Annotated in this window: 13 protein-coding genes; 6 read left to right on the forward strand and 7 right to left on the reverse strand. The window is 73.9% G+C overall.

Annotated elements, in window-relative coordinates; genetic code table 11:
* The 6 genes from AB0O40_RS27835 to AB0O40_RS27860 form a co-directional block, all read right to left on the reverse strand.
* Positions 1-86, reverse strand: an 86-nt coding sequence (locus AB0O40_RS27835; RefSeq protein WP_365047432.1) for an acyl-CoA carboxylase subunit epsilon, incomplete at its 3' end; no start/stop codon positions are given.
* Positions 87-102: 16 nt separating this feature from the next.
* Positions 103-3,993, reverse strand: coding sequence for a multifunctional oxoglutarate decarboxylase/oxoglutarate dehydrogenase thiamine pyrophosphate-binding subunit/dihydrolipoyllysine-residue succinyltransferase subunit (locus tag AB0O40_RS27840; RefSeq protein ID WP_365047352.1), 3,891 nt, complete (start codon positions 3,991-3,993; stop codon positions 103-105).
* Positions 3,994-4,253: 260 nt separating this feature from the next.
* The gene (locus tag AB0O40_RS27845) at positions 4,254-5,318 is read right to left on the reverse strand and encodes an ATP-binding protein (protein WP_365047355.1); all 1,065 of its coding nucleotides are present in this window, start codon (positions 5,316-5,318) and stop codon (positions 4,254-4,256) included.
* Entirely contained in the window at positions 5,315-6,061 is a 747-nt protein-coding gene (locus AB0O40_RS27850) for a response regulator transcription factor (RefSeq protein ID WP_365047357.1), read from the reverse strand. Before AB0O40_RS27850 ends, AB0O40_RS27845 begins: the two co-directional genes overlap by 4 nt.
* Before the next feature lie 74 nt (positions 6,062-6,135).
* A complete protein-coding gene (locus AB0O40_RS27855; protein ID WP_365047360.1) occupies positions 6,136-6,804 on the reverse strand; it encodes a spermidine synthase in 669 nt (222 codons plus the stop codon).
* 85 nt (positions 6,805-6,889) lie between these two features.
* Positions 6,890-7,408, reverse strand: a complete 519-nt coding sequence (locus tag AB0O40_RS27860) for a protealysin inhibitor emfourin (RefSeq protein WP_365047363.1) — start codon at positions 7,406-7,408, stop codon at positions 6,890-6,892.
* A gap of 273 nt (positions 7,409-7,681) precedes the next feature.
* Here AB0O40_RS27860 and AB0O40_RS27865 point away from each other — a divergent pair, with 273 nt between their 5' ends.
* The 3 genes from AB0O40_RS27865 to AB0O40_RS27875 all read left to right on the forward strand — a co-directional run bounded on the left by AB0O40_RS27865 (position 7,682) and on the right by AB0O40_RS27875 (position 12,133).
* Positions 7,682-9,007 carry a hypothetical protein gene (locus tag AB0O40_RS27865; protein WP_365047366.1) on the forward strand — a complete coding sequence of 442 codons (1,326 nt, stop codon included), beginning with the start codon at positions 7,682-7,684 and terminating at the stop codon, positions 9,005-9,007.
* Between the two features lie 108 nt (positions 9,008-9,115).
* Entirely contained in the window at positions 9,116-11,512 is a 2,397-nt protein-coding gene (lon, locus tag AB0O40_RS27870; protein ID WP_365047369.1) for an endopeptidase La, read from the forward strand.
* A 174-nt stretch (positions 11,513-11,686) separates the two neighbouring features.
* Positions 11,687-12,133 carry a MarR family transcriptional regulator gene (locus tag AB0O40_RS27875; RefSeq protein WP_365047372.1) on the forward strand — a complete coding sequence of 149 codons (447 nt, stop codon included), beginning with the start codon at positions 11,687-11,689 and terminating at the stop codon, positions 12,131-12,133.
* 59 nt (positions 12,134-12,192) lie between these two features.
* Here AB0O40_RS27875 and AB0O40_RS27880 read toward each other — a convergent pair whose 3' ends face one another.
* On the reverse strand, positions 12,193-12,966 hold the full coding sequence (locus AB0O40_RS27880; protein ID WP_365047375.1) for a hypothetical protein: 774 nt from the start codon (positions 12,964-12,966) through the stop codon (positions 12,193-12,195).
* A 425-nt stretch (positions 12,967-13,391) separates the two neighbouring features.
* On the opposite strand from AB0O40_RS27880, the gene AB0O40_RS27885 reads away from it, so the two are divergent.
* From AB0O40_RS27885 to AB0O40_RS27895, 3 genes are read left to right on the forward strand one after another with little or no spacing between them, the layout of a single operon-like run.
* Positions 13,392-16,406 (forward strand): nitrate- and nitrite sensing domain-containing protein, encoded by a 3,015-nt coding sequence (locus AB0O40_RS27885; RefSeq protein WP_365047377.1) that lies wholly within the window; start codon positions 13,392-13,394, stop codon positions 16,404-16,406.
* A complete protein-coding gene (locus AB0O40_RS27890) occupies positions 16,403-16,879 on the forward strand; it encodes a roadblock/LC7 domain-containing protein (protein ID WP_365047380.1) in 477 nt (158 codons plus the stop codon). The genes AB0O40_RS27885 and AB0O40_RS27890 overlap by 4 nt, the downstream gene beginning before the upstream one ends.
* The gene (locus AB0O40_RS27895) at positions 16,876-17,256 is read left to right on the forward strand and encodes a DUF742 domain-containing protein (RefSeq protein WP_365047383.1); all 381 of its coding nucleotides are present in this window, start codon (positions 16,876-16,878) and stop codon (positions 17,254-17,256) included. The genes AB0O40_RS27890 and AB0O40_RS27895 overlap by 4 nt, the downstream gene beginning before the upstream one ends.
* Positions 17,257-17,292: the final 36 nt, after the last annotated feature.

Consider the following 17,292-nt stretch of genomic DNA (forward strand, 5'->3'; position numbering starts at 1 on the left):
CCGGCGATCACCGAGCACAGCACGAGGGTGACCGCGGCCAGCTCCTCGTCGCTGGCCGACCCACGCTCGATCTTGAGCTCGAGCAGTCCGGTGTCCGTGTGGCTACGCCTCGAAGACCTCGGCCACCAGCTGCGCCTGCTCGGCCTGGTGCCGCTTGGCGGACCCGACCGCCGGGGACGAGCCGTGCGGGCGCGAGATGCGCCGCAGCCGCTCGCCGGCCGGGATGTCCGCGCCGACCGCCAGGTCGAGGTGGTCGATCAGGTTCAGCGCGATGAACGGCCACGCACCCTGGTTCGCCGGCTCCTCCTGCGCCCAGATGTACTTCTCGGCGTTCGGGAACTTGGCGATCTCCGCCTGGAGCTCGGCACCCGGCAGCGGGTACAGCCGCTCGATGCGGATGATCGCGGTGTCCGTGATGCCGCGCTTGACCCGCTCGGCCTCCAGGTCGTAGTAGACCTTGCCCGCGCAGAAGACGACCTTGCGGACCGCGTTCGGGTCCACGCTCGCGTCGCCGATGACCGGACGGAAGGAGCCGGTGGTGAACTCCTCCGCCTTCGACGCCGCCGCCTTCAGACGCAGCATCGACTTCGGGGTGAAGACGACCAGCGGCTTGTGGTGCGGGTTGTGGACCTGCCAGCGCAGCAGGTGGAAGTAGTTCGACGGCAGGGTCGGCATCGCGACCGTCATGTTGTCCTGCGCGCACATCTGGAGGAAGCGCTCCGGGCGGGCGGACGAGTGGTCCGGGCCCTGGCCCTCGTAGCCGTGCGGCAGCAGCAGCGCGACGCCGGAGGTCTGGCCCCACTTCTGCTCGGCGGAGGAGATGAACTCGTCGACGACGGTCTGCGCGCCGTTGACGAAGTCACCGAACTGCGCCTCCCACAGGACCAGCGCCTCCGGGCGGGCCAGCGAGTAGCCGTACTCGAAGCCCATGGCCGCGTACTCGGAGAGCAGCGAGTCGTAGACGTTGTAGCGGGCCTGCTCGTCGGAGAGGTAGAGCAGCGGGGTGTAGTCCTCGCCGGTCTCCCGGTCCACCAGCACCGCGTGGCGCTGGCCGAAGGTGCCGCGGCGGGAGTCCTGGCCGGACAGCCGCACCGGGGTGCCCTCGAGCAGCAGCGAGCCGAAGGCCAGGGTCTCGCCCATCGCCCAGTCGATCGTGCCCTCGTCGATCATCGCCGCCCGGCGCTGGATCTGCGGGAGCAGACGCGGGTGGACGGTGATCCGCTCGGGGATGTTGACCTGCGACTCGGCGATCCGCTTCACGACCTCCTGGGAGATCGCGGTGTTCACCTGGGCCGGGAACTGCGGCTGCACGGCCGGCACCGCGGCGGCGGCCGCCGGGTTCGAAGCGGCCTCGCGGACCTCCGCGAAGACCTTCTCCAGCTGGCCCTGGAAGTCCTGCAGCGCCTGCTCGGCCTCTTCCAGCGTGATGTCGCCGCGACCGATCAGGGACTCGGTGTAGAGCTTGCGCACCGAGCGCTTCTTGTCGATCAGGTCGTACATCAGGGGCTGCGTGAAGGACGGGTTGTCGGCCTCGTTGTGACCGCGGCGGCGGTAGCAGATGAGGTCGATCACGACGTCCTTGTTGAACGCCTGGCGGAACTCGAAGGCCAGCCGCGCCACGCGGACCACGGCCTCCGGGTCGTCGCCGTTGACGTGGAAGATCGGCGCCTCGATCATGCGGGCCACGTCGGTGGCGTACATGGAGGAGCGCGAGGACGTCGGGGCGGCGGTGAAGCCGACCTGGTTGTTGATGACGATGTGGACCGTGCCGCCGGTGCGGTAGCCGCGCAGCTGCGACATGTTCAGCGTCTCGGCGACCACGCCCTGGCCGGCGAAGGCCGCGTCGCCGTGCAGGGCGACGGGCAGCACGGTGAAGTCCGTGCCGGCCTTGTTGATGATGTCCTGCTTGGCGCGGGCGACACCCTCGAGGACCGGGTCGACGGCCTCCAGGTGGGAGGGGTTGGCGACCAGCGAGACCTTGATCTGCTCGCCGTCCAGGCCCGTGAAGGTGCCCTCGGCGCCCAGGTGGTACTTGACGTCGCCGGAGCCGTGCATCGACTTCGGGTCGAGGTTGCCCTCGAACTCGCGGAAGATCTGCGCGTAGGACTTGCCGACGATGTTGGCGAGGACGTTGAGGCGGCCGCGGTGGGCCATGCCGATGACGACCTCGTCCAGACGGGCCTCGGCGGCCGAGTCGATGACGGCGTCGAGCAGCGGGATGACGGACTCGCCGCCCTCCAGGGAGAACCGCTTCTGGCCGACGTACTTCGTCTGCAGGAAGGTCTCGAAGGCCTCGGCGGCGTTCAGCCGGCGCAGGATGCGCAGCTGCTCCTCGCGCTCGGGCTTGGTGTGCGGGCGCTCGATGCGGTCCTGGATCCAGCGGCGCTGCTTCGGGTCCTGGATGTGCATGAACTCGACGCCGGTGGTGCGGCAGTACGAGTCGCGCAGCACGCCGAGGATGTCGCGGAGCTTCATCATCGACTTGCCGGAGAAGCCGCCGACCGCGAACTCGCGCTCCAGGTCCCACAGGGTGAGGCCGTGCTCGGTGATGTCGAGGTCGGGGTGCTTGCGCTGCTTGTACTCCAGCGGGTCGGTGTCGGCCATGACGTGGCCGCGGACCCGGTAGGAGTGGATCAGCTCGAAGACGCGGGCGGCCTTGGTGACGTCGTCGTCGTGGCTGGCGTCGATGTCGCGCAGCCAGCGGACCGGCTCGTACGGGATCCGCAGCGACTCGAAGACCTGGTCGTAGAAGCCGTCCTCGCCGAGCAGCAGGTTGGCGACGATGCGCAGGAACTCGCCGGAGGCGGCGCCCTGGATGACCCGGTGGTCGTACGTGGAGGTCAGGGTCATGACCTTGGAGATGCCCAGCTTGTTCAGGGTGTCCTGGGAGGTGCCCTGGAACTCGGCGGGGTAGTCCATGGAGCCGACGCCCATGATGACCGACTGTCCGGGCATCAGGCGGGGCACGGAGTGGACGGTGCCCAGGCCGCCGGGGTTGGTCAGGGAGACCGTCACGCCGGTGAAGTCGTCCATCGTCAGCTTGCCGACGCGGGCGCGGCGGACGATGTCCTCGTAGGCCTGCCAGAACTCGAAGAAGTCGAGGGTCTCGGCCTTCTTGATGCCGGCCACCACGAGCTGGCGGTCGCCGTTCGCCTTGACCAGGTCGATGGCGAGGCCGAAGTTGACGTGCTCCGGCTTGACCAGGGTGGGCTTGCCGTCCTTCTCCGCGAAGGAGTGGTTCATGGTCGGCATGGCCTTGATGGCCTGCACCATCGCGTAGCCGATCAGGTGCGTGAAGGAGATCTTCCCGCCCCGGGCGCGCTTGAGGTGGTTGTTGATGACGATGCGGTTGTCGAACAGCAGCTTCACCGGGACGGCGCGCACGGACGTGGCCGTCGGCACCTCCAGCGAGGCGTTCATGTTCTTCGCCACCGCGGCGGCGGGGCCGCGCAGCGTCACCAGCTCGGGGCCGGCAGGGGCCTCGGTGGCGGGGGCGGCGGCCTTGGGGGCGGCGGCGGGGGCGGCGGTCTGGGCAGGCGCGGCCGGTGCGGCGGCCGGGGCCTGGGACGTGACAGTCACAGCGGAGGCACCAGAGGGGGTGGCAGGAGCAGAGGCAGGAGCTGAAACAGCGGGCGGGGCGGCGACGGGTGCGGCTGCGGCCGCACCGGCGGAGCCGTTGCTCGCACCGGAGGCCGCCGGAGCGGCGGCGGGCGTCGTGGGCGCCGGCGTCACGGCGCTCGGAGCGGGCTCGGCGCCGTCCGCCCCCGTGGCGGCGGCGACGGCGCGGGCGGGAGAGGCCTGTGCGGTGGCGCCCCCGCCCTTGTAATCGGCGAAGAAGTCCCACCAGGCACGATCGACCGAATTCGGGTCCTGGAGGTACTGCTGATAGATCTCGTCGACGAGCCACTCGTTGGCGCCGAAGCCTTGGGCAGGGTTCTTCCCGCCTGTTGCTTCGGACGTGGTGCTCGGATTACTCGGGGACTGTGGCGACACGGCGGCAACCGCCCTCTTCCGCTTCACAAGGTGATGGACAGCGGGAATAAAGGCTACGCCTTGCCGGGCGGCAGATGCAGACCGGGCGGGACTTACGTCGTGCAAGTCACATCCAACGGCGGGTTTCGCCGTGGGAAATGGCGGGAAACAAGCCTGGTTTGCGTACGCGCGATCGAGGTTGCGGCCGGCTTGCCGCACCCCTGACCTGATCCGCGGCGCGATGTGGCCGAGATCATGGGCTTCCCTGTTCGAACCCTACGTCAACCTGCGGCTTTGGGTACGCCGGGAAGGGTGACTCGGATTCGGCAACCTCGTGACGATTCGGCCACGCCTATGTCACCGCCGTGCAGTCCGACCGCCCAGCGGGCGATGGCCAGGCCCAGTCCGGTGCCGCCGTCGCCGCCGGTGGCGCTGCCCCGGTTGAACCGTTCGAAGACCCGGTGCCGCTCGGCCTCCGGGATGCCGGGACCCTCGTCCAGGACCTCCAGCACCAGGCTGCCCTGCAGGTCACCGCGGCGGGCCCGGACCGTGACCCGGCCGTGCGGGGGGCTGTGCTTGACGGCGTTGTCGATCAGGTTGGCCACCACCTGGTGCAGCCGCTCGGCGTCCGCGTGCGCGGTCAGCTCCGGCGGGAAGACGTCCAGGTGCAGGTGGACGTCGGCGCGGGCGGCGTTCCCGGAGCCGGACGCGAGCCGGCGTCGACCGGCGGCCAGCCCCGCCTCCTTGAGGATTCCGGAGAGGTACGGCCAGACCTCGAAGCGCCGGGCCCGCAGCGGCACCACGCCGTTGTCCAGCCGCGACAGGTCCAGCAGCGTCTCGACCAGCCCGCCCAGCCGCTCGGTCTGCTTCAGGGCGGTCCGCATGGTCTCGGGATCGGCCGCCGAGACCCCGTCGACGACGTTCTCCAGCACCGCCCGCAGCGCCGCGATCGGGGTGCGCAGCTCGTGCGAGACGTTGGCCACCAGTTCCTTGCGGTGCCGGTCCACCGCCTCCAGGTCCTCGGCCATGCGGTTGATGGTGACCGCGAGGTCGCCCAGCTCGTCGCGCCGCCCGGTGCCGGAGACCCGCCGGGTGTAGTCGCCGTGCGAAATGGACCGGGCGACGGTGTTCATCTCGTCCAGCGGGGCGGTCAGGCCGTGCGCCACGAACTGGGTGATCAGCATGGAGGCGATCACCGAGAAGACGGTGATGAAGCGCAGCTCGGTCTCGGTGCGCAGGGCCACCATGAGCAGGCCCGTGGTGATGAAGACCGAGACGACCACCAGGGTGCCGAGCTTGGTCTTGATCGAGAAGGGGCGCAGCCCGGTCCCCGGGCGGGGGGTCATGACGCCGGGGCCGCCGGGGTCTCCAGGGCGTAGCCGACGCCGTGCACGGTCCGGATCCGCTCGGCGCCGATCTTCCGCCGCAGGGCCTTGATGTGGCTGTCGACCGTACGGGTGCCGGAGGCGTCCGCCCAGTCCCACACCTCGGCGAGCAGCTGCTCGCGGGAGAGGACCGCGCGCGGCGTGCCGGCCAGGCACACCAGCAGGTCGAACTCGGTGGGCGTCAGGTGGACGTCCTCGGCGGCGACCCGGACCCGGCGCTGGGCGTGGTCGATCTCCAGGTCGCCCAGGCGCAGGGTGCCGCCCCGGGGCGTGGTCGCGGCCTGGGTGGCCCGCTCCACCCGTCTGAGCAGGACGTGTACCCGGGCGGCCAGCTCGCGCATCGAGAACGGCTTGGTCATGTAGTCGTCGGCGCCGACGCCGAGCCCGACCAGCATGTCGGTCTCGTCGTCACGCGCGGTGAGCATCAGCACCGGCAGCGGTCGCTGGGCCTGGACCCGGCGGCAGACCTCCAGGCCGTCGAAGCCGGGCAGCATCACGTCCAGCACCAGGAGGTCCGGCAGCCAGGACTCGGCCGCGGCCACCGCGGCCGGCCCGTCGCCGGCCGTCTGCACCAGGAAGCCCTCGGCGCGCAGCCGGGCCGCGATCGCCTCGGCGATCGTCTGGTCGTCCTCGACGACCAGGACCCGCCGCTGGGCCCCCGGGGTAGCCGCAACGCCGTTGTGGGTGGTCTGTGTGTGTTCCATCGCCCCGCCCCTGGGAATTGCGTCCAAAGATCCCGCTCTTCGCTGAGCACCATAGAGGACCCGCAGGTCTGCGGCTATGCGGGGTTCCGACCGAGGTGGACCGCGTCCGGGACGCCTCGGGCAACGGCCACCTCTTCGGTCCGTACCCCCTGGAATCCGGCATTCCGCATCGCCTCCTCGAAGGCCGCGGACGGCTGGGCGGACCAGACGGCGAGCACCCCGCCCGGTGTCAGCCGGGCCCGGCAGGCCGCCAGTCCGGCGGGGGAGTAGAGGCCGTCGTTGTCCTCGGTGACGGTCCAGTCGGGGCCGTTGTCGATGTCCAGGCACAGGGCGTCGTAGCGGTCCGGTGCGGTGTGCAGGTGGGCCACCAGGTCGGTGACCAGCAGGTGCACCCGGGGGTCGGCCAGCGCGGTCCGGGACAGCCCCGCCAGCGGGCCCGTGCGGTGCCAGTCCACGATCGCCGGCTCCCGCTCCACCACCGTGATCCGGCCCCAGTGCGGCTCGGCCGCGGCGTGCGCGAGGGAGAAGCCGACGCCCAGGCCGCCGATCAGGACGGCCGGGCCGGCGCGGTCCGCGCCCAGCTCGGCCAGGGCCGCGTCCACCAGCAGCCGCTCCGAGCGGCCGTCGGAGGTGTCCATCAGGAAGCAGCCGTTCGCGATGATCTCGTACCGGTCCGCGCGCCGGCGCAGCACGACCTCCCCGTAGGGTCCCTCGCGCCGGTCCAACGTCACCGCCGTGTCCATGCGCCGCTCCGTTCCGTAGCCCGCTCCGTCACACCGTGTGACAACGCGGCCGGGCGGCCCGGGGTTCCCCGGAGCGCAGACCTCGTCAGGTCGCCGGCCGGGTGAACGGCGGCAGCGAGGCGATCACCCGGGACAGGGCCGGGGGCACCGGGTCCGCGGTGGTGACCTCGTGGCCGCCGTGGGTGATCCGGTACGAGAAGCCGTCCGCGACGGTGCTGCGGGTGGGGTTCGAGTCGGCGGGGAGCCGGCCGAAGTCGGCCTGTTCGAGGGCGGTGCGCAGCCCGTCCAGGGCGGCGGGGGTCATCCGGTCCGTGTCGGTCTCCCGGCCGCGGCGGAGCCGGGTGAACGACCCGTCCTCGTGCACGATCACGCCTTCGTCGACCCCGGCGAAACCGCCCGTGCGGGTGACGGTCACGAGGGTGCGGGTGTCGGGGGTGACGGGGGTGCCGGTGGACGTGGGGGCCGTCGTGGCCGTCGTGCCCGTCGAGGCCGCGGGGGCCGACGGGGTCAGGGCGGCGGTGGGCGTGCCGCCGTCGCAGGCCGTCAGGGTGGCGGCGGCCAGGACGACGACCGCCGCCGTCAACCGCGTGCCGAGCGCTTTCATGCCGTACCTCCGTGTGCGGACCGGGCCCCGAGTATGGACCGGCCCGTCACCGGCCCGCACCACCCGGAGGCCGACATCAGCCGTCCAGCCGACCCGGTGCCGCTGCGCGGAGCCGGTCCCCTCCCCGCCCTCCCCCAGCCACCGCTGGGGGGACCCCCGTCCCGAAACCGGTGCGCCGCCCCGGACCCCGCACCGCCGCTGCGCGACGGTCGCCTCAAACGCCGGCGGGGCTGGACGTGGCCGCACCGCGGGGCGCACCTGGTGTGGCCCGCCGTGGCAGCCGCCGGGCTCGGGCTCTGGGGGCTCGACCGCCGGCACAGCATGTGGCGGGACGAGTCGGTCAGCTACCAGGTGGCGCACCGGTCGGTCGGGGAGATCGTCCGGCTGCTCGGACACGTGGACGCCGTGCACGGGCTGTACTACCTGCTCCTGCGGGCCGTCTTCGCCGCGTGGGACGGCGGGCTCTGGGCCCTGCGGGCCCCCTCGGTGGCCGGGACGGCCCTCGCCGCCGCCGGCGTCGGCGCGCTGGCGCGGCGGCTGGCCGGGCCCGGGCCCGGTGCGCGGGCCGCCGGCCGGGCCGGGGTGCTCGCCGGGGTCGGGTACGCGGTGCTGCCGCCGGTGCAGGGGTACGCGCAGGAAGGGCGCTCGTACGCGCTGGTCGCCGCGGCCGTCGTCTGGGCGACGTACGCGCTGGTGGCCCGGCGCTGGGGGCTGTACGCGGCGCTGCTGCTGCTCGCCTGCTGGCTGCACGTCTTCGCCGGGCTGGCCCTGCTCGCGCACGCCGTGCCGGCCGGCCGGGAGGCCGGCTGGCGGCGGGCCGCGGCCGTGGTGGTGGCCGGGGCGGCGCCGCTCGCCCTCCTCGCCGCGGGCCAGGCCGGGGCGCAGCTGGGCTGGCTCGGGCGGCCCGGCCGGCAGGACTGGCTGGCGTACGCCACCGCCGTCGGGGCCGGGCTGTGGCTGGCCCGGGGCGCCGCGCCGCGGACGGTCCGGATCGCGCTGCCGCTGCTGGCCCTGCCCTCCGGCCTGCTGATCACGGTCTCCGAGCTGCGCCCCTGGTACGTGGACCGGTACGTGCTCTTCTGCCTGGCCGGCCTGGCGCTGCTGGTCCGGGACCGGCGGGTGCTCGCCGGGCTCGTGGTGCTCACGCTGCCCTGGACGCTGTGGCTGCGCACCCCCGAGAGCCGCAAGGACGACGCCCTGGCGGTGGCCGGTGCCGTCCGGGCGCTGGCCCGCCCCGGGGACGCGGTGCTCTTCCTGCCCGCCCGGCGCCGCGAGTGGCTGCTCTCCTCGCCGGCGGTCTACGCCGGGCTGCGGGACCTCGCCCTGGACCGGCCGCCGGCGGCCTCGGGCACCCTCCAGGGCACCGAGCTGCCGGCCGGCCGCGTCCGGGAGCTGCTGCTCGACGCGCCGGTGGCCCGGGTCGTGGTCCTGCTGGACCCGCCCGGCCAGCCCCGGGACCTCGACCTCGCCGAGTCGGTGAAGCGGCAGACCCTCACCGCCCGGTTCGACCTGTGCGTCCTGCGCCCCGTGCACGGTGCGCAGGTGGCGCTCTTCGCGGCCCCGGGCGGCTGCCCGGGGGCCCCACCGCAGGACCGCTGAGCGGCCCCGCGGCACCTGTTCGCCCACGGCGAACGGCAGTTGGGGAACACTGGCGGACGCACATGCATTGAGTCGGCATAGCTCAACTTCAATGCCGGAGGGAAAATCATGGCTTCGACGTCCGTAACGCTCACTCTGCCCGTTCTGCCGCTCGACGACGAGGTCGTCCTGCCGGGCATGGTCGTGCCGCTGGACCTGACGGACGGCGAGGTGCGCGCCGCGGTGGAAGCCGCACAGGCCGCGTCCGGCAAGGGCAAACCCCGGGTGCTGCTGGTCCCGCGGGTGGACGGCACGTACGCCGGCACCGGCGTGCTCGGCACGGTCGAGCAGGTCGGCCGGCTCTCCGACGGCGACCCCGGCGCCCTGATCCGGGGCCGCGGCCGGGTGCGCATCGGCGCCGGCACCACCGGCCCCGGCGCCGCCCTGTGGGTCGAGGGCGAGACCGTCGCCGAGGACCTGCCCGACCCGCTGCCCGGGTCCGTCACCGAGCTCGTCAAGGAGTACAAGGCGCTCGCCACCAGCTGGCTGAAGAAGCGCGGCGCCTGGCAGGTCGTCGACCGGGTGCAGGGCATCGAGGGCGTCGGCGCCCTCGCCGACAACTCCGGCTACTCGCCCTTCTTGACGGTGGCCCAGAAGGTCGAACTGCTGGAGACCGCCGACCCGGTGGCCCGCCTCAAGCTGGCCGTCCAGTGGCTGAGCGAACACCTCGCCGAGCAGGACGTCGCCGAGTCCATCGCCAAGGACGTCCAGGAGGGCGTGGACAAGCAGCAGCGGGAGTTCCTGCTGCGCCGTCAGCTGGAGGCCGTCCGCAAGGAGCTCCGCGAGCTCAACGGTGACGCGGAGGGCGAGGAGTCCGACGACTACCGCGCCCGGGTCGAGGCCGCCGACCTGCCCGAGAAGGTCCGCGAGGCCGCCCTCAAGGAGGTCGACAAGCTGGAGCGGGCCAGCGACCAGAGCCCCGAGGGCTCCTGGATCCGCACCTGGCTCGACACCGTCCTCGAACTGCCGTGGAACGAACGCACCGAGGACGCCTACGACATCCGCGGCGCCCGGGCCGTGCTGGACGCCGAGCACTTCGGCCTCGGCGACGTGAAGGACCGCATCACCGAGTACCTGGCCGTCCGCAAGCGCCGCGAGGAGCGCGGCCTGGGCGTGGTCGGCGGCCGCCGCGGCGGCGCCGTGCTCGCCCTGGTCGGCCCGCCCGGTGTGGGCAAGACCAGCCTGGGCGAGTCGGTGGCGCACGCGATGGGCCGCAAGTTCGTCCGGGTCGCCCTCGGCGGCGTCCGCGACGAGGCCGAGGTCCGCGGCCACCGCCGCACCTACGTCGGCGCGCTGCCCGGCCGGATCGTCCGCGCCATCAAGGAGGCCGGGTCCATGAACCCGGTCGTCCTCCTCGACGAGATCGACAAGGTCGGCTCCGACTTCCGGGGCGACCCGGCCGCGGCCCTCCTGGAGGTCCTGGACCCGGCGCAGAACCACACCTTCCGGGACCACTACCTGGAGGTCGAACTGGACCTCAGCGACGTGGTCTTCCTGGCCACCGCCAACGTCCTCGAGGCCATCCCCGAGGCGCTGGCCGACCGGATGGAGCTGGTCCGGCTCGACGGGTACACCGAGGACGAGAAGGTCGTCATCGCCCGCGACCACCTGCTGCCCCGCCAGCTGGAGCGGGCCGGCCTCGGCGCCGACGAGGTCAGCCTGACCGAGGAGGCCCTGCGCAAGCTGGCCGGCGAGTACACCCGCGAGGCGGGGGTGCGCACCCTGGAGCGGTCCGTGGCCCGCCTGCTGCGCAAGGTCGCCTCGGAGCACGAGCTGGGACAGCGCGAGCTGCCGGCCGCGCTCGGCGCCGAGGACCTGCGCGCCCTGATCGGCCGCCCGCACCACGTCCCCGAGTCCGCCCAGGACCCGGCCGAGCGCCGCACCGCGGTGCCCGGCGTGGCCACCGGCCTGGCCGTCACCGGCGCGGGCGGCGACGTCCTCTTCGTCGAGGCCTCGCTGGCCGACCCGGAGACCGGGGCCGCCGGGCTCACCCTGACCGGCCAGCTCGGCGACGTCATGAAGGAGTCCGCGCAGATCGCGCTGAGCTTCCTGCGCTCGCACGGCGCCGAGCTGGAGCTGCCGGTGGCCGACCTCAAGGACCGGGGCGTGCACATCCACTTCCCGGCCGGCGCGGTCCCCAAGGACGGCCCCAGCGCGGGCATCACCATGACCACCGCGCTGGCCTCGCTGCTCTCCGGCCGGCAGGTGCGCACCGACGTGGCGATGACCGGCGAGGTCTCCCTCACCGGCCGGGTGCTGCCCATCGGCGGGGTCAAGCAGAAGCTGCTGGCCGCCCACCGGGCCGGCCTGACCACCGTGATCATCCCGAAGCGGAACGAGCCCGACCTGGACGACGTGCCCGCCGAGGTGCTGGCGACCCTGGAGGTCCACCCGGTCACGGACGTCCGCCAGGTCCTGGAGCTGGCGCTCCAGGAGGCCGAGCTGGCGGTGGCCGCCGCCGCCTGATCCCCGCCGCATCACCGCCGGTCGGGCCCCGGAAGGGGCCCGGCCGGCGCGCACGGGGCCGTTCGGGGCCCGGGAGCACCGCCCGCCGCGGCGTCCCGGGCCCCGTGCCGTGCCGGGCTGCGAAATACTGGTGCCGCCCCCGGTCTGCGGGGGTCACCACGAGGGGAGCGGAACGTGCAGGGCAGTGGCGGAGACCAGGAGTTCCTCGCGCTGGAGCGGGAGCTCTCCGTCCTCCTGCGACGGGCCCGGGCCTCCTCGGGCGAGATGGCCCGCGCCCTGCACCCCGAGCTGGAACCCGCGGCGTACGGGCTGCTGGTGCGCCTGGAGGACGCCGGCCGGCAGCGGGCCACCGACCTGGCCGCCTACTTCGGCGTCGGCAAGGCCACCATGAGCCGCCAGCTGCGGGCCCTGGAGGAGCTGGGGCTGGTGGCCCGCGAGCAGGACCCGGCGGACGGCCGGGCCTTCCTGGTCGGCCTCACCCCCGAGGGCCGGGAGCGCTTCCTGCAGGTCCGCGACGCCCGCCGGGAGCAGTACGTCCGCAAGCTGGCCGGCTGGGACCGCGGCGAGGTCGCGGAACTGGCCCGGCTGCTGAACCAGTTGAACGAGGGCGCGGAGGGCTGACCGGGCGGGCCCGCCGGGCGTCCGCCGCGGCTTCCGGCCGCGCCCGCCCGGCCCGCCCCTCACAGCTCCGCGAAGACCACCGTCGCGTCGTCGTGGCGCTTGCCGCGGGCCGCGCCACGCGGGCCGCTCTCGATCTCCCGCACCCGCGCGATCAGTGCGTGCGCCCCGGCCTTGCGCACCAGCCCCAGGCACGCGGCCCAGTCGCCCTCGCCGAAGGTGTCCGTCCACCGGCCGGCCCCGTCGGTCAGGGCGGCCACCGCCCGCACCCGCTCGCGCGGGGTCGTCCCGGTCACCGCCCGCACCGCCACCGAGGGGTCGGCGGCGGCCGTGAAGAAGCCGCCCGGGGCGTTGCGCAGGGCGTCGGTGGCCGGTACCGACCGCAGCACCTCGCGCGGCACCCGGTCCAGCCGGTCGTCCAGCACGGCCCGCACCGCGCCGTCCGGGTCCTCCAGCAGCAGCACCGAGTCCGAGAGCACCAGGTGCTCCACGACCTGCTCGTCCCACCGCACCACGACCACGGTGGCCTGGGGCGTGCGGACGTGAGAAAGGTCACACGAGGCCTCGTGGGCCCCGGCGGTCCCCCGGATCGCCTCGGCCAGCACCTGCGTGAGCGTCATGTCCCGTCGAGATCCGGACAGTTCGGTCAGCAGGCCGCCCAGTCGGGCCGTGAACCACGGGACCCCGTGCGTGCAGCCGGTCTCGCCCCGGGGCGGAGTGACCCCGTCCAGGGTGACCAGGACTCCGCCCCGACCCGCGGCGGGCGCCAGGGCCGAAGCCCAGTCCTCGTTGGGGCGTTGCGGGTCTCCCGGGAGCGTGGCCAGCTCGATGCGCATGGGGACAGTCTGCCCGGATCGTCCCGGTGGCGGGCCGGAAACCGCCCCCCTTGGGGCAATTGGTCCGTACCTGCGGGGTCAGGGCCCTGAGCGGCCGGAACGTGCGGAACCCGTCGGTCCGGGCGAGGTGTGGGCGGGCATACTGCCAAGCCCCCAGCGATGTTTCAACCACCCGTCCACGGCCCGGCCCTGGCCGCCCCTGGGCCGAGTTGATCCTCAACTCTTCCCTGATGTTCACTCGTTCGAGTGGCCGGCCGGGCGATGCCTGCCTCTCTCCCAAACACAGTTGGAATGGTCTGGAGCGGTACGAGGGGCAGGGGCGTTTACTTGTGACCGGCCGTCACCTCGGCCAGGAGTTCACTCCCGGTCGCACCGGACGCGGTCCGGGCGAGTAGACGAGCACACGTACAGGAATGCGAGCACCGGTGCAGAAGAAGCGGTCTCGGAGGAACGGCGGCGCCCCGGCGGGGCCGGAGCGCACCGGAGACGCGACAGGCACCGGCAGCAGCGCCGGCCGCCCGGTGCGCGTCCGCAGCAGGCTGGTCCTCGGCGTCGCCGCCGTCGGCCTGACCGTCATAGGGGCCGGCGCACCGGCCCTGGTGGCCGCGTCCGCCGATCTCAACGACTCCCAGCGACTGGTCACCCTCGGCGAGCAGACCCGCACCACCGTCTCCCTCGCGCACGCGCTCGCCGACGAGCGCGACGCGGCGGTCGGGTACGTCGCCGACGGCCGGGCCGGCAAGGGCAAGGCCGTGCTCGCCGAGCGGGCCGCCCGGGTCGACACCCAGATCGCGGAGGCCCGCGAGGGCGCCGGCGCGGCCCTGCTGCGCGCCCTGGACCGGGTCCCCGCCGTCCGCGAGGCCGCCCGCACCGGCAAGGGCTCGGCCCTGGCCACCCACGCCGCCTACACCGAGGTGCTGGGCGCCGTCCTCGCGCCCTCCCGCGAACTGGCCGAGCGCACCCCCGCCCGGGCCGGCGCCGCCCGCGCCGTCGGCGGCGCGCTGGCCCCGCTCGGCGACGCCGTCGAGCAGGCCTCCGCCACCCGGGGCCTGCTGGTCGCCGCGCTCTCGGTGCCCGAGGGCGAGGAGCCCGAGAGCGTCTACAACCCGGTCACCGGGAAGTACGAGGAGGGCGAGCCCGGCCCCGAGGCCAAGACCCGCGACGAACTGACCGTCGCCGGCCAGCGCGCCCGGGTCCGCGAGCAGGCCGCCCTCGAGGACTTCGACCGGTCCGCCCGGCCCGACGTCCGCGAGACCCTGGCCGCCACCGTCACCGGACCCGAGGTCAAGGCCGCCGAGGCCTACCTCGCCAAGCTCACCGACGACCCGCAGCTCTCCAAGGGCGACCGCAAGCTCGACCCCGAGGCGGTCTCCGCCGCGCTGGGCGCCCGGATCGACCGGATGCGCTCGGTCGAGTCCACCCTCACCGGCGAGCGGGTCACCGCCCTGGCCGCCCTGCGGGACGACGACGTCACCTCCGGCGAGCTGCTGATCGGCCTGATCGGGCTGCTCTTCCTGGTCGCCGTCGGCATCTCCACGGCCGTGGCCCGCACCCTGACCCAGCCGCTGTCCGTGCTCAGGCGCGGTGCCGAGCGGCTGGCCTCCCCGGACCACGAGGGCGGCTCGGACCCGGTCCGCTTCACCGGCCGCAACGACGAGTTCGCCGCGGTCGTGCGCTCCCTCAACGAGATCCACTCGCGGGCCGAGGCCCAGTCCACCGCCCTGCACACCCGCATCGCCGGGCTGGACGCGGACCGCCGCCGCCTGATCGACCGCAACGACGCGCTGAGCGCCGCCAAGACCGGTCTGGACAAGGAACTCGCCGAGCTGAGGGGCTCCCTGGAGGAGCACCGGCGGATCCTGATCACCACCTCCGTCTCGCTCTCGCTGCGCACCCTCGGCCTGGTCGAGCGCCAGCTGGCGGTCATCGAGCAGCTGGAGTCCAAGGAGCAGGACCCGGACCGGCTCGCCACCCTCTTCAAGCTGGACCACCTCGCCACGGTCATGCGCCGGCACAACGAGAACCTGCTGGTCCTGGCCGGCCAGGAGCACGGCCACGGCCACGCGGTCGCGGTACCGCTGGTCGACGTGATGCGGGCCGCGGTCAGCGAGATCGAGCGGTACGAGCGCGTCGACCTGGGCGTGCTGCCGGGCGCGGTGCAGGTCGCCGGGCACGCCGCGGACGACATCTCGCACGTGGTCGCCGAACTGCTGGAGAACGCCACCACCTTCTCGCCGCCGGACGCGCGGGTGAAGGTCGCCGGCTGGGTCACCGACGACGGCACCGTCGTCGTCTCGGTCCAGGACGCCGGCATCGGCGTCACCGAGGACCGGCTGGCCCTGCTGAACACCCGCCTCGCGGACCCGGAGGCCTTCGAGCGCGAGGACGAGGCGGAGCACGGTCTCGGCCTCGGCCTCTACGTCGCCGGGCGGCTGGCCGCCCGGCACGGCGTCACCGCCGAGCTGCGGCCGCAGCGGGGCGGCGGTACCGAGGCCCTGGTGGCCGTGCCGGCCGCGCTGCTGCCGGCCGACCAGCCGGCCCGGCCCGAGTACGTCCCGGGCCTGCCGGGGGCGCCGGCGCTCCAGCTGCCGGGCGTCATCGCCGAGGCCAACTCCAACGTCCTGCCGCCGCGGTTCCGCCCCGAGCCGGAGGCCGGCACCGAGGCCGAGTACCCCCTCCCGGTCCCCGCCCCCGCGGAGCCCGCGGACCACGCGCCCGCCGAGCCGGAGTACGCGGACCACGCCCCGGCCGACCAGCCGTACGAGGACCACGCGCCCGCCGAGCCGCAGTACGCGGACCCGGACCCCGCGGACCACGCACCCGCGGAGCAGGAGCACGCCGAGCCGGAGTACGCGGACCACGCCCCGGCCGACCAGCCGTACGAGGACCACGCGCCCGCCGAGCCGGAGTACGCGGACCACGCCCCGGCCGAGCCGCAGCACGCCGAGCAGGGATACGCCGCGCCGGCCGACGAGATCCAGGCCCCGGCCGGCTCCGGGGACGTCTTCGTGCCCGGTCAGGCGGCGCCCGCGGACGAGGCCGCCGGCCTCGACGGGGTCTTCACGGCACGGCCGGAGGCCGAGCAGGACGCGCCGGACTGGGTGCTGGCCGCCCCGCTGCCGCGCCCCGCGGAGCCCGACCAGCACGCCCGGCCCGCCGAACCGGCACCGCAGGAGCCCGCGGACGAGCCCACCCTCCAGGTGGAGCGCCCGCGGATCACGGACAAGGGCCTGCCCAAGCGCACCCCGAAGGTCGTCCCGCACGGCACCGGCGAGGTCCCCAGGCCCGCCGGCCGGGTGGACGCCGAGGAGCTGCGCCGCAGGCTCGGGGGGTTTTATCAGGGGGCCCGCGACGGGCGTCGGGTCGCCGACGCCGAGCTCGCCGAACAGCGGCAGCGGGCCCAGGACGAGGGGGACACCGTCGAGGAGGCACGCACGTGACCGCGCCCAGTACGTACGGACTGAGCACCCAGGCCCGCAACCTGCAGTGGCTGCTGACCGACCTGGTCGAGGAGGTGCCAGGGCTGCTCTCGGTGGCCGTGGTCTCCTCGGACGGGCTGCTCCTGCTGTCCTCCGACCCCGGACGGCAGGAGGCCGAACGCCCCGAGACCAAGGGGCCCCGGGGGGCCGCCGCGGACCTCGCCACCATCGTCTCCGGGCTCGGCAGCCTCACCCAGGGTGCCGCCCACCTGATGGACGGCGGCGGCGTCAAGCAGACCATGGTCTCCATGGAGCACGGCAGCGTCTTCGTCATGGCCATCAGCGACGGCTCGCTGCTCGGGGTGCACGCCACCCCCGACTGCGACATGAGCGTGGTCGCCTACCACATGGCCCTGTTCGTCGGCCGGGCCGGACACGTCCTCACCCCCGAAGTCCGCAGCGAACTGCGCCAGTCCATGGAGAGAAGCGAGTGACGAGCAAGGCCCCGGAGCGGCTGCCGATACGCGGGGCGGAACGCCGCCCCGCCCGCGTCCGCCCGTACTCCCTGACCGGGGGCCGTACCCGCTTCGGGCACGTGCTCCTGGTCGAGACCTTCGTCGCCACGCTCGACGCCAAGGACGACACCCCCACCCGCATGCCGGAGATGCGGGCGATCGTCGAGGTGTGCCGACGGATGCGCACCGTCGCCGAGATCTCGGCGCTCCTCAAGCTGCCGCTCGGCGTGGTCCGCGTACTGCTCAGCGACCTCGCCGACCAGGGAAGGATCCGCGTCTACGGAACCGGGCACGGCACCGGCCGCCCCGAACGCGCACTGCTCGAAAGGGTGCTCAGTGGGCTCCGCCGTCTCTGACCCGGCCGTCGCCGGACCGCACGCCACCGCTCCCGG

This window comes from Streptomyces sp. NPDC089919 (assembly GCF_040684615.1).
GTDB lineage: Bacteria > Actinomycetota > Actinomycetes > Streptomycetales > Streptomycetaceae > Streptomyces.